This window comes from Cryobacterium sp. N19 (assembly GCF_002929595.1).
GTDB lineage: Bacteria > Actinomycetota > Actinomycetes > Actinomycetales > Microbacteriaceae > Cryobacterium > Cryobacterium flavum.
The window spans coordinates 494891-509329 of record NZ_PJJR01000054.1; the positions used below are offsets into that span (position 1 = coordinate 494891).

A 14439-nucleotide genomic window follows, 5' to 3' on the forward strand; every position below is an offset into this window, starting at 1 on the left:
TTTTGTAGGACCAATCACGAAACATTTTGCCGGCCGTCACCGGCCCTAATGGAGGTACCTAGTGAACGTGAATTTGACCGGCAGTAACAGTACTGTTGAGGCGACGGATGCCCTCTATCGCGAGGGCAACGACGACGATCAGATGACTAAAGGGTCACTGTCAATGGCATGGTACGGCGTCGCCAGTGCTATGTTTTTCGTCTATATCGGGGCCGCCCTGGCCGTGGCCTACGGCACCAAAGACGCACTGATTGGACTGGTGCTCACCATCGTGGCGTACGGCCTGATCAACCGCGTCCTTGCGAAGTACGCCATCAATAACCGCACCACGGTCGCGCTCTTCTCCCGCACAATCCTCGGCACTGCGGGGTCAGCGATCGCGACCATCATCTTCGCTCTCGTCGCCATTTACTACGCCGTGTTCGAAGGCTCGATCGTCGCCTACGCCTTCCAGGTGGCATTCGGCGGTGAGATGTGGATGTGGTACCTGATTGTCGTGGCGTACTCCACACCGCTGATTCTCGGTGGTGCCCGCCGATTCCTCGACAAGCTCAACGGATGGCTCTTGCCGATCTACGTCGGCGGGCTCATCGCAGCCGTCGTATGGGCCGGTGTGCAGTACGGCTTCAGCAGCACCTGGCTTACCCAGCAGCCTGAATCGGGACTGGCCGTGACGATGGGTGGGCCGGGCTGGCTCGCCACCTTTGCCGCCTACATGGGTGTGTGGATCATGATGATGTTCACCATTGATTACGCCGCTCTCGGCAAGCGCCAGGATACGAAATTTCACCAGCGCTGGAGCTTCGGTTGGGCGTTCTACATTCTCGCCTACGGTTTCAGCGCCTGCGTCGGCATCTTTCTCACCTTCACCATCCCCGGACTTGAGGCGTCGGAGACGGGAATCGCCGGCGGCATCGTTTCAATGATGGGGATTCTGGGACTCATCGTCGTTTTCGTCTCCCAGACCCGCATCAACACCGCCAACTACTACCTGGGCGCTGCCAACCTCAAGTCCTTTGGCGAACGGGTCTTTCGGATCAAGCTGCCCAACCTAGTCTGGGTGCTGACCTCCTCGGTGATCATCTTTCTCCTGATGCTCCTGCCCATCGTGAAGTACATCCTGCTGGCGTTGGCCTGGCAGGGCGTGCTGGTCACAGCCTGGGTCGCGATCGCCGTGACCCACATTCTGATCACCCGCGGACTCAGCCAGGAACACGGAATGCTCGACGACGTGCACTACCGCAAGTTCAACAACTCGGGACTCATCGCCTGGGTTATCGCGACAGTGACCGGCATCATCATGCTGCAGTTGGGCCTGCTCAACCCCGACCTGGCCGGTGTCGGCGCCACGTGGGGCCCCATATTGACGGCCGTTGTGGCATCCGCTGTCTATGCCTTGCTGTGGAACGCCACGACGGCCAAGACCGCGCTGGTGACGACGGTCGCCTAGCAGCAGCACCGTCTGCTTGCGCTGCCGACCGGCGTGGGAACGCCCTTGGGCGTTCCCACGCCGGTTTATTTTTCGCCCAGATCAACCAACCGAAGAGCGATGAGGCACGTCGCCTGGCCCTCGACGGAGCCCAGGTTCAAGCGCAGCAGGGTCTCGATCTTTCGCAGTCGGTAGTTCAGCGAGTTACGGTGAATGAACAGGGCGCTGCAGGTCTTGGACGGCTGCGCGTCATTGTCGAGATAAGCGCGCAGAGTCTCGACCAACGGGCCGGCACGTTTCAGATCGTGTTCCCAGAGCGGTGCCAGAAACTTGCGTGCCGCTTCTTTCGCTCCGCGCCCAGCGGTGGCGGTGACGACGGCGCTGAGGCCCAGCGCCGGGGCGAGCTGGGGGCGGTCGATCCCCTGCACGAGCTGGAGTGCGTGCACGACAGACAGCCGAAGCTCAAACAGACTCAGTGTCGGCCCCTTCACAACCAGCGGTTGCCGGTCGTGAATGTGCAACAGCCGCTCGACGGCCTCGTCGAAGTCCATGCGTGGGTTCTGCGCAAAGGCGACCAATCGGTCGCTGAACTCGGTAACCCGAAGGGTCTGAAACTTCTCGTGCAGGGCAACTCGCAACTGCCAGGATGTCGACGCCAGCTCCCCACTCATATCCGCGACCAGAACGGATGTTGCCACTCGCGCATCCAGGCCGATGTCGGCAAACGCTCGCCTCACGTCAAGGTGGGTAGCTTCCTCCCAGGACTCGCACGCGATCACAAAGTTCTTGATTTCGTGCTGACGGCTGGCATCGACGATCACGGACCTGTTGAGCTGCAGCGCGATGATGGAGGCGACCGGACCCAGGAGGGAGGCGAGCTGACTCTCGCTGTCCTTCTCTCTAATGGCCAGACGGCAGGGATTATTGAGACCCATCGGCAGGGGAATGCTCAGCACCCCCACTTGAGGCTTCGTCCTGATTCCGGTCGTCCAGGTTGCGAGCGCCGGATACTGGGCGATGACCGTGCCGTAGGCGTCGTACACGGCCAGGGGCGACTGGATCACGTTGAAGACGGTGGCCAGCAGGGTGACAACCTCGGCATCCTGGTTAGCAAGACGGGCGCACTCGTCGGCGAGGGTCCAACCCCGATTGACCACGGCCAGACGCTCCGCTTGCATGACGCTCTCGATGAAGCGATTCACCTGCAGCGGAGGAACCGCCGCTGGAACCTCCAGCAGCGGGACATCATGCTTGGTGCAGGCGGCGATGAGGCCGGGCGGCAGGGCACGATGGGCCATCCCGGTAGCGAAGACGATGGCCGAGACGGGCACCTCGGCGAGGCGTTCCACGAAAGCATCCCAGGTGCGTTCGTCGGAAAAGTTCATACCGATTCCGCTGGTGAGCAGGAGTGAGTGTGGATCCAGGAACGGTGTGGGATCCATGAGTTCGGTCGGTGCGCATCCGCTGAGCTCGGTGGCCAGGTGCAGTTCCGACGACGGCGTCTGCAACAAGAGCTGCAGGGATCGCTCCAGGAGCAGGTCGACCACGCGCATCTCGAGTTCCATTCTCTAGGCGGTTTGCACAAAGTTTTTCGCAAGCTTAGTGCAGATGCCTACTGGGCCGTGCTGTCTCGGGCCCGTAGCGTGGAGTTATGGACGACGTGAACAGCAACTCGAACATCACCCTGAATTCCGATATGGGGGAATCCCTCGGCATTCACAGCTTTGGCAATGACGAAGCTCTTATGCGGCTGGTCGACGTGGCGAACGTTGCGTGCGGCTTTCATTCCGGAGACCCCGACGCGATGGAGGCCACCGTTCGGCTCGCCAAGGAGCACGGCGTGCGCGTCGGAGCGCACCCTGGGCTGCCCGACCTGGTCGGCTTCGGACGTCGTGAGATGAAGCTCATGCCCTCCGAAGTGGAATCCATGATTCGATACCAGGTTGGCGCGCTCGTCGGTTTTCTGCACAAGTACGACCTGCCCCTCAACCACATCAAGCCGCACGGTTCCCTGTACGGAATGCTCGCCCGTGACGAAGCGCTCATGCAGGGAGCGGTCGCTGTCGCCCAGTCATACGGCGTGCCCATCTTCGGTTTGGCCGGAAGTGCCCATCAGACGGTAGCCGAGCGGGAGGGCGTCGAATTCGTCGCCGAACTCTACGTGGACCTTGACTACAACGCCGAGGGAGGGCTGATCATTCAGCGGCGCCCCGAGAATACCGACCCACAGAAGGCAGCGGCCCGCGTGCGCCGGGTACTCGAGGACGGCAAGGTGCTCGCTAACGATGAAACGATCCTCGAAATCCCCTTCGGCTCCATTTGTATTCATTCGGACACATCAAATTCACCGGCTGTTGCCCAGGCCGTGCGCGAGGCGCTCGGCCGGTAAATCCGCGCACCCCACCCCACCCCAGCCCGACGAAAGTGAACCCATGAGCCACCAGATCATCTCCCCCCTCCCCGGCATCTTCTACCGAAAGCCGGGCCCTGGCAAGGAACCCTACGTCAATGAAGGCGACACGGTTTCGGCCGGCCAGACCATTGGCCTCGTCGAGATCATGAAGCAATTCAGTGAGGTTCGCGCCGAATTCGACGGTGTCCTCGAAAAATTCGAAATTGAAGACTTCGGGGTCGTCAACCCCGGTGACGTTATCGCCATTACGTCTTGACTGCCTCCGGGGTGGCGCTGCGGCACCCTCCTTACCTTTGACCGTTTCCCTCGACTCACTGGAAGAGCCAATGAAGAAACTCCTCATCGCCAATCGCGGCGAAATTGCCGTTCGAATCATTCGCACCGCTCGAGAAATGGGCATCGTGACCGTTGCCGTCGTGAGCGAAGCTGACAAGACATCCCTAGCCGCTGATCTCGCGGATGAGGCGATCGTGGTCGGGCCGGCTCCCGCCGGCCTCAGCTATCTCAACCACGACGCCGTACTCAAAGCAGCCCTCGACAGCGGCGCTGATGCCGTCCATCCCGGCTACGGCTTTCTATCGGAAAATGCTGAATTCGCTCGCAAGGTGATTGCTGCCGGGCTGACGTGGGTTGGCCCATCTCCGGAGTCGATCGAACTGATGGGTGACAAGTCTCGCGCACGCCGAGCCGCAATCGACGCCGGTGTGCCAACCCTTCCAGGCACGGAAACGGCGCTTCGCGACGATGACGACCTTGAAGCGATCGCGGCACGAATCGGTTACCCCCTCGTGGTCAAGGCCTCCGCTGGCGGCGGGGGGCGCGGCATCCGCTTGGTTGAAGACCCAGCACAGTTGCGCGGGACCGTCGAGATCGCGCAGGCCGAGGCGCTGGGCGCTTTCAACTCGGCTGACGTCTACTTCGAAAAATTTGTCACCAGGGCACGCCACGTCGAAGTGCAGATATTGGGGGACGGTGAGACCTTCGTGCATCTTGGAGACCGAGACTGCTCGATGCAGCGCCGGCAGCAGAAAATTCTTGAGGAAGCACCCGCGCCCGGGCTACCAGACGAGGTTCGCGAACGGATGCGAGACTCCTCGGTTGAGCTGGCGCGCAAGGCGAATTACGTCGGCGTGGGTACGGTGGAATTTCTTTATGATCCGTTCAGCCATGAGGTCGCCTTCATCGAGATGAACACCCGTATCCAGGTCGAACACACCATCACAGAGGCCATTACGGGCATGGACCTGGTTCGTGAACAACTGCGAATTGCCGCGGGGGAGAAGCTCGATATTACCCAAAGTGACGTGACGTTCTCTGGCCACGCGCTCGAATTCCGCATCAATGCGGAGGACCCAGACAACAACTTCATGCCCAGCCCCGGCCTCATCAAGACCATGAACCTGCCCGGGGGAGCCGGCGTGAGGGCCGATTTCGGCTTTATCTCCGGCAAGACCGTGGCTCCGTTCTATGACTCCCTCCTGGGCAAGATCATTGTCTGGGCGCCAACTCGTGAACTGGCCATCGCTCGGTCGGCGCGCGCCTTGGACGAAGCACACATTGACGGAGTCAAATCGACGATTGGGCTGCTCAGTTCCCTCGTGGGGCTGCCCGATTTCGCGGACGTCAAACACCATACCAAGTACATCGAATCGTTTCTGGACTCAACGATTCCGGACTCAACGGGAGATGCCGAATGACGCAGCAGACCACAGCCCGATACACATGGGGCGGCGATGAGTTTCTCTTCATTGAAATCGCTGAGGGCATGTCGCTCGAAGCAAACTTCATCTCAAACAGCATCGCCAATGCTTTGGAAGCGCGCGAGCTCGCGGGGATCGTGGATATCTGCCCGGCCAACGCCTCGCTACTGGTGCGGTTCGACCCGGATATTCTGCCCTGGCAGGAGCTCGAAAACGTGGTGCACACGCTCGAGGACGAGGTGCGGGCCTCGACCGACAAGGTACTCGAAACACGCATCATCGAGATTCCGGTCTGGTATAACGACCCGTACACGAATGAAACCGGGGCCCGATTCCGTGAGGGTTATCACCAGCGGCCCGAGGGCAACGACCTCGACTATGCCGCCGAGGTCAATGGACTGGCCAATGCCGAGGAGTTCATCAAGCGGCATCACGAATCACCCTGGTTGGTTTCCATGGTGGGTTTTGTCGCCGGTCTCCCTTTTCTCTTCCAGCTAGCCCCGCGCGAGCAACAACTCGAGGTGCCCAAATATCTGAGCCCCCGTACGGACACGCCGGCGCTGACCGTGGGCTATGGCGGCTGCTTCAGCTGCATCTACTCGGTGCGCGGCGCCGGCGGCTACCAGATGTTCGGGATAGCGGCCGCTCCGATCTTTGACCCGTCCCAAACGTTGGTCGATTTCTACGACTTTATGATCTTCTTCAAACCGGGGGACATCGTGAAATTCAAGCCAATCGACGAAACGGAGTATCGGCGCATCCGCGCCGAGGTCGACGCCGGAACCTTCCGGTATCGCCAGGCACCAATCGCGTTCGACCTGGGTGAGGCCTTGACCGACCCCGACGGTTACAAGTCGTCACTCTTGGAGGCACTCAATGGCATTTGACATTCTCGAACCCGGTCTCTCCACCACCGTCCAAGACCAGGGACGAATCGGTTACTACCGGTTTGGCATCCCGCAGGGTGGTTCGATGGATCAGTATTCGGCCACCTTGGCCAACCGGCTCGTCGGCAATACGGCGCGCGAGGCAGTGCTTGAGTGCACCTATATCGGCCCCAAACTAATTTCCACGACCGATGCCATCATCGCCGTGACCGGTGCGCCGGTGGACGTCTTCGTCAATGGGGAACTCGTACCCGAATACGAACGACTCGAGCTTCTCGCCGGTAATGAACTGAAGTTCGGTGTGATCAAGGGCGGCACGAAGTATTTCATCGCCGTGCACGGCGGAATCGATGTTCCCGAAGTGCTCGGTTCGCGGTCGACCTATCCGATCGGAGCGATCGGTGGGGTTGACGGGCGTGCGCTCGCTGCGGGTGATCTCGTTCCGGTCGGCGCAGCGATCGACAACGGCTTGCCTGCGCTGCAGTTCATTGAAATCGAGGACCGTCCGGCCTTCTCCAAGGACGTGACTGTGCGGGTTATGCTCGGACTGTACGACCACCTGCTCTCTCACACGGGGCTGGACAGCTTGCTAAATAGCGAATGGGTGCTCACTCCGGTGGCCGACCGCATGGGTCTTCGCTACAGCGGACCCGGTGTGGAATGGAAGGACCGCGAACAACCGTTTGGTGCCGGTCAGGACCCGTCCAACATCGTTGACGCCGGGTACGCCGTCGGCTCCATCCAGATTCCCGGAGGCACCCAGCCCATCATTCTGCATCGGGACGCCGTCTCCGGCGGGGGCTACGCCATGGTCGCCACGGTTATCTCCGCGGACATGGACCTGGTGGCCCGCTGTTCTCCAGGCACGAAGACCCACTTTGTGGCCGTGACGATGGAGCAGGCGCTCGCTGCACGGGCGGCAAACACTGTCCGGGCTGCCAGGATCTGGTCGTAGCGGCCCACCGTGAGCTGGGCGCAGGCTGGGTAGCTGGGGGCATGCTCGATCGTGCGCCCGGTTGCGGAACCGGCGCCCGCCCAGGTTTGGCGCGACTTCTGAGGCGATGCCTGCTCGATTAGGCTGACCTCGTGAGCAATCCAGAGGCCGATCCCGACGAGATGCTGTGCGAGTCCGCCGCCCCCAGTGGCAGCGTCGAGATCCTGGCACCACGCGACGTTCCCCTCGGCGGGCTGCGCGCCATGAACGTGCGGCGCACCCTTCCCCAGCGCCAACGTTCCCTGATCGGCGCGTGGTGTTTTCTCGACCATTACGGTCCCGATCGGGTCAGCGAGATGGGTGGAATGCGCGTGCCGCGGCATCCGCATACCGGCTTGCAGACCGTCAGCTGGTTGTTCACCGGAGAAATCGAGCATCGCGATTCGGCCGGCTTTCACGCAATCGTTCGCCCCGGAGAACTCAATCTGATGACGGCCGGCCGCGGGATCAGCCACTCCGAGTTCTCCACCCCCGACACCACCGTTCTGCACGGTGCCCAATTGTGGGTGGCGCTGCCCAAGGGCGCCCGCCAGATGGAGCCCACCCTCGAGCATTTTCGCCCCGAACCCGCGCACGGCGAGGGCTGGACCATGCGGGTATTCCTCGGCTCGCTGGGTGGCAGCACCTCGCCGGTCGTCACGCACACTCCGCTGCTCGGGGCCGAGATCCTGCTGCAAGCGGATGCCCGCCTCACCCTGCAGACCGACCCGACATTCGAACACGGTGTACTCGTTGATGAGGGAGAGCTCACCGTCGACGGCATCCCGGTAGCGAAGGACCACCTCGCGTACGCCGGCGTCGGTCGGTCGACACTGACGCTGGTCGCTGGCGCCGAGCCCGTGCGCGTTCTGCTCATTGGCGGCGCGCCCCTGGGCGAACAGATTCTGATGTGGTGGAACTTCGTGGGTCGCAGCCACGAGGAGATCGTCGCCTACCGCGCCCAATGGCAGACGGAGATCAGGGCTGCCGACTCTGCGGTCGCCGGTGCTGATTGTGGTGGGGCCGCCGAGCCGCGCTTTGGCAGTTTTCCCGCCGGACAACCCGACCCGATTCCTGCCCCGCCTCTTCCCACGGTGCGTCTGCGCCCGCGCGGCTAGCCGGATCGGCCCCCAATACCACCATGCTAGAAGCGGATGCCGCAGCCCGGGCCCTGTGAGTGGACGCACGGTCCTGCGGAGGGGAAACCTCGCATGCCTGCATTGATCTGGTTGCGCTGATCTGGTTGCGCTCATCCGGGTGCGGTCTCGACGCCGGCGTTACTTGTTCCAGTTGGGTTTCTCGGCGGGGATGGCGGCGCGGTTTTGTCCGGCGGGGCGCCAGGTTTGGGTGGGGTCGAACAGGAGGGGTCCGCGTACCCAGGGTCGGCCGTCTCGCATGTCGATGTCCCAGCCGGAGGTGTCGATGCTGGAGTGGCTGGCGTTGCAAAGAAGGACTGCGTTGTCGATATCGGTCAGGCCGCCTTTCTGCCAGGGGACGACGTGATGAGCCTGTGCCAGGTGGGGTGGCACGGTGCAGCCGGGGATGGCGCAGCCGCCATCTCGGGCGGCCAATGCTCGGCGTTGACTGGCGCTGAAGCACCGGTTGCTGGTGCCGAGGTGCAGGATCGTGCCGTTCTGGCCGAACAGCACGGGTTGGTAGCCGCCGGCGCAGATGAGTTCGTCGACCTGGCCGGGGGTGAGGGGGCCGTCGATGCCGTCGATCCAGCCGGCGCCGCGGCCGTCGAGGAGGTCGTTGATGTTGATGTGTACGAGCACGGTGGGGGCGGCGCCGCCCATGGTAGGGGTGCCCGGCTGCCGGGCTGCGGCTTCGAACACGGCGCGGAGGATGCTGGCTTGTTTTTCGTTGCGGGAGCGGGTGTCGTCGGGTTGCTGCGGGCACGGACTGAGTAGGTCGGGACTGATCCTGTCGGGGCTGAGCGGGTCGGGTGGGTCGGCGTCGAGCGTGTCGCTGGCCTCCATTTTCGCACCCGCCTCGCCCGCCTGGCCAATTTCGGTGGCTTGGCCCGCCGCGGTGGCGTTCCGCGCCTCGCTGGTTGCTTCTTGTGCCGCTTCGTTGTCGTCTGCGTGGGCGAGGTCGGTCTCACGGAACGCGACCCGGGCACGTGGAGGGGCGTCGGAGACTCGGGCCGTGCCGGACGCCCGGGTCGCGGCGCCGTCGGCGCCGGGGACCGGGTTGGCCGCGGCGGCGGACAGGTACGCATCGAAAACGTTGCTCATGATGGCGCGGTCGAGGGTGGTGAACCAGCCGTTGAGGCTGTAGCCGCCGTTATTGAGGGTGCCGAAGGTGAGCCAGCTGCGCCGTTCGGTCGGGGCCTCGCCGGGCGCGCTGCCGTCGGGGGCGAGGCGTGCTTTCCACTGGATGCCCTGTTGCCGCAGCAACTCCGGCGCGAACGCGATGCCGGCACCGGGGAGCCCCTCGGTTTCGGGGGTGATCGCCCCGGAGCCGCTGGCCACCAGAGAGCGTTCGACCCGGTCGAGGTCCTCCACCAGCACGGAGGAGCGCAGGCCGTCGAGCACCTGCACGATCACCCGGGCCTGTTCCAGGCCGAGCTCCCCGCCCTGCAGGGCCTCTCCGAGCACCGGGTAGGTGGGGGCCAGCGGGCGGCCGAGCAGCATCCGCTGCCCAGCCTTCTCACCGAGCACGGCCCGCTGACGTACTTCGTTGCGAGAGAGGCGGGCGAGGGTGCAGACCAGCTCGACGCCGCTNTTGCGAGAGAGGCGGGCGAGGGTGCAGACCAGCTCGACGCCGCTGCGGCAGCCGAGCCGCCGGGCCAGCGTCGGCGCAGCCAGAGACGCCGCCGCACGCGCCACGCTCGGAGTGGCCGCAGCACCCTCCGGTGCCACGGAGTCCGGTGCCACGGAGTCCGGTGCCACGGCCTGCGCTTCAGCATCGCTCTCAGCTGCACTCCGGTCGGCACTCCGGTCGGCACTCTGGGCAGACGACGCCTGGGCAACCGCAGTCTCGGCGGCGCTTTTTGCAGCGGCGGCATCGAAGTATTCGGAGCGGCGCAGCACATCGGACGTGGAGAGCACCCGGGCACCGTCGACGACCCGGCCCACGCTCTCGATCGCGAGCAGCATGCTCAGCGATTCTTCATCACCGAGCAGCCCGAAGGACACCCCGCTCAACGCCGCCAGCAACGCATCCCGAGCCTGCTCCACCGCGGCAATGACGGGGTTCGAACTGGCCTCGCTCGGGTTTTCCATGAACATGGGCGCCATTGCCTCCTTGACACCCATTCTACCGCAAATCGAACACTAAAGTGAGAGAAACTCAGAAAAATTCTCAGCACTAAATTTGACCGCCTGATCCGAATTTATCGACGCTGGTACCACTGCTAAGGCACAAGACTTGATAGCAGCTCGTATTTCATCGCCGCAGCGATTTAGTTCCGACGTGGTGGTGTAGAAGTAATGAGCGATTTCTCGTCACAAATACGTACCGAAAGTTCGCGGATGTCCCACGTCACCGCCCATCAGCATTGCTGCCGTTCCGCGTCGCCGATGCCCGAGTGCGATGTTCGACCGCGGCGGTCGACTTTGCTGAGTTGACTCGTGGCCAACCCGCCGGAACTCCGACGACTCGGCTCAGCCTGCACTCATACCCGGCCAGCACGACAAGCTCACTGTCAGCTCGGAGGACTCCGCACCTCACTAGCCGTCGCGCACGTCCTGCAGAAAGTTGCGCACGTGCTCGCCCAGCGCTTCGATGCGCTGCTGCCGTGCGGCCTCAACGTCGAAGCCGATGTAGGCGACAGAGGGAAGCTTGCGAACGTTCACCGAACACTCGAAATTGGCACAGGCCAGAATGCCGATGGTGTCGCCGTTTCGCCCGGCCTGCCCCGCGCGTTTGGTACTGAAGAACGCGACGTCGTTGGGCAGCTGCACGTCATTGCACCACGAGCACTGCGGTCGCGTAGTCATCTTTCCCTTGCGCTCGCGCAGCAGTAGCCCGACCGGGTCGTCATCGAGCAGGGCGATGATGTAGCCGATGCCGGGAGCCTTGGGGTCACGCCAGCCGAGATAGTCGAGCTTGTCCCAGGCGAGCGTTGCCAGGTTCGACGGCAGGGTCACCGCCTTGCGCTCACTCAAGGAAGCGTTGATGAACGCGGCCCGGATATCCGTTTCGGTGAGCGGGAGCATGTGAAGCCTTGTCTGTCGGGTGCGCGTTTGGGCAGTTTGTCCAGACTACGCTTGCGGTCGCCACGCGTGCAGCGGTGACGCGAGTCAAGGGCCGCTGACCAGCGTGGCGACGAGGATCAGGCATTGGATCAGGGCGAAACCCCAGACGGCGGAAACGATGGCCCACCAGAAGTGACGGTTGCGTACCGCGAACACCGCACCGCCCAGGCCCAAAATGATGGGAACCACAAAAAGCCAGAGGGGTCTGTTGGCTCCCGATTCGGTCCAGTCCGGTATGAGTGCCACGACGATGAGCGCCAAAACCATGAGCGACCAGGTGACAACGGGCCGGTTGGTCTCATTCGAATTGCGGCCGGATGTTTGGGCGGTGGACATAATGCGGATTCTCCCGTCTTAAGCGAACGGATTACACAGACAATAGGTGAAGTAGGTGCTGACGGCAGCGGCCATAACACGCTCTCCGGACGTCATACGATAAATGTTATTGCGAATGTCGAGAACAATTTGGCGGTCACACGAGCAAGCGAAATAGCCGCGTGCAGCGTAGCAATAGTCATGGGTCTGGCAGATGGAGTCGAGCACGTCGACAGCGTTACCGCCACCGTGGCCCGGACCGCACCAATTGCCCCAGATCGGAACGCTCAGCATGGTGGTCATTTGGTTCTCGCCCGCTCCGCGTTGCGAGACCGCGAGCTGATTGATCAGGCTACCGATCTCACGAGTGGCAGCGGATGCCCCGGCTTCTTCTGCAGCAGCCATGTCGAAGTACGTGGACTCGTCTGCGGCCGTGCGCATGTACTGCAGGGTCAGATTGAGCTGCTCGTCGAATTGGCTCCCGAGCGCGTCGTTGTGTGCCGTTCCATCCCCGGGGGGAGGCAAAGTGTGCGACGGTGGCCCCGGCGGTAAAGCTTGTGCTGCGGGAGACGACGTAAAGCCCAGTATTGCTACCAGGGCCAGTGCCAGTGCCAGCCATGCCCAGACTGGTCGGACAGCGCGCCCTTTAGCTAATCCAATCACGATTGAACCCCCCAATGTTTCACGTACCCTATTCACCTAGCTATGTATTCGCATATCACGTTAGGCCTAACCCGCGAATGGGTCAAGGATTGGCACGGGAATTCGCTATTGGTTATCGGCGAGATTCGCGTAATTCCTTCTGAAAGCAATTAAAAGACTAACGGAATCTTGTCCTTAATGGATGTGCCGGCGTCGCTCCCGCGGTCGATCGAGAGCGATTTGTCGTTCGAGAGTACGCTGTGCCGCATGAAAGCCGCCGTGTACCGCCATTACGGACCCCCGAGCTTCGTGCACGTCGAGGAGGCGTCGCCTCCGGTGCCGAATGCAGGAGACCTGCTCGTGCGGGTCTTTGCCAGCACGGTCAATCGCACGGACTGCGGGTTTCTCAGCGGCAAACCCCTCGTGGTGCGGCTGTTCAGCGGACTGCGAGCGCCCAGGGCGACGATTCTGGGCTGCGAATTCGCCGGCGAGATCATGGGCGTCGGTACCGGCGTCAGCGCATTCGCAGTCGGCCAGCGGGTGTTCGGCTACAACGGCGTGAAATTCGGCGGCCATGCCGAGTATCTGACCATCGCCGAGACCGGGCTCGTTGCCGAGATCCCGGCCGGGACATCGTATGAGCAGGCAGCGCCGATCATCGAGGGCGCCCACTACGCGCTCAACATGATTCGCGCGGCACGGGTCGCGGCCGGGCAGAATGTGCTGGTCAACAGCGGTACGGGAGGTATCGGGTCGGCCGCCGTGCAACTTCTGGTGCAACTCGGCGCCCGTGTCACCGCGGTCTGTGCCACCGCCCATCTGGCCCTCGTGGAATCGCTCGGCGCCGAACGAGTCGTGGATTACCGCAGAGAGGACTTCACCGGCCTCGACAATGAATTCAACGTTGTGCTCGATGCTGTCGGCAAGAGCTCCTTCGGACGGTGCCGGAGCCTTCTCGTTCCGGGCGGAATCTATGTTTCGTCGGAGCTCGGCACCCTGTGGCAGAACCCGGTTCTGGCGCTCACAACGCCCCTGCTGCGCCGGAAGCGAGTGCTGTTTCCCATTCCCCGGGACACGCGCGAGGACGCCCTATTTCTGCAGGGGCTGGTCGCCTCGGGTGAATTTCGGCCGGTGATCGATCGAAGCTACCCGCTCGAGCAGATTCGTGAAGCCTACGAGTACGTGGCGGCCGGCCAAAAGATCGGTAACGTCGTCATTCGCATGCGCGAGGAGTGACCGCAGCAGTAGTTCCGACGGCCTGACGCTCGCGGAATGCGATCATGTTCATGCGGTTACCGCAGCGCACGCTGCAGAAACGCTTAGACCCATTGCGGGAGAGGTCGAGAACCAGGCCGGTGCAGTCATCCGCTTCGCAGATTCGCAGGCGCCGCATTTCGTCGCTGCGAATCACGTCGATCAGTGCCAGGGCAGCCTCCACGCGCATCCGCTCGCCGAGGGGTGCCTCGGGCACCGTCGCGTGCAGGTGCCAGTCCGACACGTCGTGGCGGGCGAGCTGGGGGAGGGCCCTGGCCTCGCGCAGGATGCGGTTGACCTCGGTGACCGCATCATCGCGGTCGAGGGTCCAGACCCGGCGAAGCAGCGCGCGGGTCTGCCGCACGTCGAGCAGTTCGGCATCGTTGCCGTCGATGCGGCCGGTGAACGGAATCGGCGCGAGCAGCGCGGCGAGGTCGGCGACCGTTTCGAGTTCGTCACGGCCACTGCGCGAAGCGCCCGGATCGGTGTCGCCCAGAAGCACCACGAATTCGAGAGCCTCCTCAGTGTCAGGGGCAAAATGCAAGTTGACTCCTTAACAAATCGGTTCTACTGTCAGTGGCGTAGGCCAGTTTAGACCATGACGGGCCCGTGTCGTCCGAAGGA

Annotated in this window: 14 protein-coding genes; 8 read left to right on the top strand and 6 right to left on the bottom strand. The window is 62.9% G+C overall.

Annotated features, from left to right (window positions below):
* Nucleotides 1–61 precede the first annotated feature (61 nt).
* Nucleotides 62–1450, top strand: coding sequence for a cytosine permease (locus tag CXY78_RS20375; protein ID WP_104090974.1), 1389 nt, complete (start codon nucleotides 62–64; stop codon nucleotides 1448–1450).
* A gap of 65 nt (nucleotides 1451–1515) precedes the next feature.
* On the opposite strand, the gene CXY78_RS20380 is transcribed toward CXY78_RS20375, so the two are convergent.
* Complete coding sequence (locus CXY78_RS20380; RefSeq protein ID WP_158252866.1) at nucleotides 1516–2982, bottom strand: PucR family transcriptional regulator; 1467 nt, start codon at nucleotides 2980–2982, stop codon at nucleotides 1516–1518.
* Between the two features lie 98 nt (nucleotides 2983–3080).
* Here CXY78_RS20380 and pxpA point away from each other — a divergent pair, with 98 nt between their 5' ends.
* From pxpA to CXY78_RS20410, 6 genes are all read left to right on the top strand, one after another.
* The gene (gene pxpA / locus CXY78_RS20385; protein WP_092339576.1) at nucleotides 3081–3818 is read left to right on the top strand and encodes a 5-oxoprolinase subunit PxpA; all 738 of its coding nucleotides are present in this window, start codon (nucleotides 3081–3083) and stop codon (nucleotides 3816–3818) included.
* A gap of 43 nt (nucleotides 3819–3861) precedes the next feature.
* The gene (locus tag CXY78_RS20390) at nucleotides 3862–4098 is read left to right on the top strand and encodes an acetyl-CoA carboxylase (RefSeq protein WP_092339577.1); all 237 of its coding nucleotides are present in this window, start codon (nucleotides 3862–3864) and stop codon (nucleotides 4096–4098) included.
* On the top strand, nucleotides 4046–5539 hold the full coding sequence (locus tag CXY78_RS20395) for an acetyl/propionyl/methylcrotonyl-CoA carboxylase subunit alpha (protein ID WP_233206259.1): 1494 nt from the start codon (nucleotides 4046–4048) through the stop codon (nucleotides 5537–5539). The genes CXY78_RS20390 and CXY78_RS20395 overlap by 53 nt, the downstream gene beginning before the upstream one ends.
* Nucleotides 5536–6429 (top strand): allophanate hydrolase subunit 1, encoded by an 894-nt coding sequence (locus CXY78_RS20400; RefSeq protein ID WP_092339579.1) that lies wholly within the window; start codon nucleotides 5536–5538, stop codon nucleotides 6427–6429. Before CXY78_RS20395 ends, CXY78_RS20400 begins: the two co-directional genes overlap by 4 nt.
* A complete protein-coding gene (locus CXY78_RS20405; RefSeq protein WP_092339580.1) occupies nucleotides 6419–7384 on the top strand; it encodes a biotin-dependent carboxyltransferase family protein in 966 nt (321 codons plus the stop codon). The genes CXY78_RS20400 and CXY78_RS20405 overlap by 11 nt, the downstream gene beginning before the upstream one ends.
* A gap of 131 nt (nucleotides 7385–7515) precedes the next feature.
* On the top strand, nucleotides 7516–8520 hold the full coding sequence (locus tag CXY78_RS20410; protein WP_092339581.1) for a pirin family protein: 1005 nt from the start codon (nucleotides 7516–7518) through the stop codon (nucleotides 8518–8520).
* A gap of 159 nt (nucleotides 8521–8679) precedes the next feature.
* Here CXY78_RS20410 and CXY78_RS20415 read toward each other — a convergent pair whose 3' ends face one another.
* The 4 genes from CXY78_RS20415 to CXY78_RS20430 form a co-directional block, all read right to left on the bottom strand.
* Nucleotides 8680–10644, bottom strand: coding sequence for an HNH endonuclease signature motif containing protein (locus CXY78_RS20415; RefSeq protein ID WP_140425755.1), 1965 nt, complete (start codon nucleotides 10642–10644; stop codon nucleotides 8680–8682).
* Nucleotides 10645–11076: 432 nt separating this feature from the next.
* Complete coding sequence (locus CXY78_RS20420; protein WP_104090977.1) at nucleotides 11077–11565, bottom strand: FBP domain-containing protein; 489 nt, start codon at nucleotides 11563–11565, stop codon at nucleotides 11077–11079.
* Between the two features lie 84 nt (nucleotides 11566–11649).
* Nucleotides 11650–11940 (bottom strand): hypothetical protein, encoded by a 291-nt coding sequence (locus CXY78_RS20425; protein ID WP_104090978.1) that lies wholly within the window; start codon nucleotides 11938–11940, stop codon nucleotides 11650–11652.
* Between the two features lie 18 nt (nucleotides 11941–11958).
* Nucleotides 11959–12444 (bottom strand): hypothetical protein, encoded by a 486-nt coding sequence (locus CXY78_RS20430; RefSeq protein ID WP_104090980.1) that lies wholly within the window; start codon nucleotides 12442–12444, stop codon nucleotides 11959–11961.
* Between the two features lie 384 nt (nucleotides 12445–12828).
* Between CXY78_RS20430 and CXY78_RS20435 the strand changes: the two genes are divergently transcribed.
* Nucleotides 12829–13797, top strand: coding sequence for an NAD(P)-dependent alcohol dehydrogenase (locus CXY78_RS20435; RefSeq protein ID WP_104091046.1), 969 nt, complete (start codon nucleotides 12829–12831; stop codon nucleotides 13795–13797).
* Here CXY78_RS20435 and CXY78_RS20440 read toward each other — a convergent pair.
* Nucleotides 13775–14359 carry a CGNR zinc finger domain-containing protein gene (locus CXY78_RS20440; RefSeq protein WP_092339585.1) on the bottom strand — a complete coding sequence of 195 codons (585 nt, stop codon included), beginning with the start codon at nucleotides 14357–14359 and terminating at the stop codon, nucleotides 13775–13777. The two genes, CXY78_RS20435 and CXY78_RS20440, sit on opposite strands and share 23 nt — an antisense overlap.
* Nucleotides 14360–14439 lie beyond the last annotated feature (80 nt).

Bases quoted from the DNA above. Each gene is read 5' to 3' on its own strand.
- CXY78_RS20425 (WP_104090978.1), bottom strand. From the start codon at position 11,940: ATGTCCACCGCCCAAACATCCGGCCGCAATTCGAATGAGACCAACCGG.
- CXY78_RS20405 (WP_092339580.1), top strand. From the start codon at position 6,419: ATGGCATTTGACATTCTCGAACCCGGTCTCTCCACCACCGTCCAAGAC.
- CXY78_RS20420 (WP_104090977.1), bottom strand. From the start codon at position 11,565: ATGCTCCCGCTCACCGAAACGGATATCCGGGCCGCGTTCATCAACGCT.
- CXY78_RS20390 (WP_092339577.1), top strand. From the start codon at position 3,862: ATGAGCCACCAGATCATCTCCCCCCTCCCCGGCATCTTCTACCGAAAG.
- CXY78_RS20400 (WP_092339579.1), top strand. From the start codon at position 5,536: ATGACGCAGCAGACCACAGCCCGATACACATGGGGCGGCGATGAGTTT.
- CXY78_RS20380 (WP_158252866.1), bottom strand. From the start codon at position 2,982: ATGCGCGTGGTCGACCTGCTCCTGGAGCGATCCCTGCAGCTCTTGTTG.
- CXY78_RS20435 (WP_104091046.1), top strand. From the start codon at position 12,829: ATGAAAGCCGCCGTGTACCGCCATTACGGACCCCCGAGCTTCGTGCAC.
- pxpA (WP_092339576.1), top strand. From the start codon at position 3,081: ATGGACGACGTGAACAGCAACTCGAACATCACCCTGAATTCCGATATG.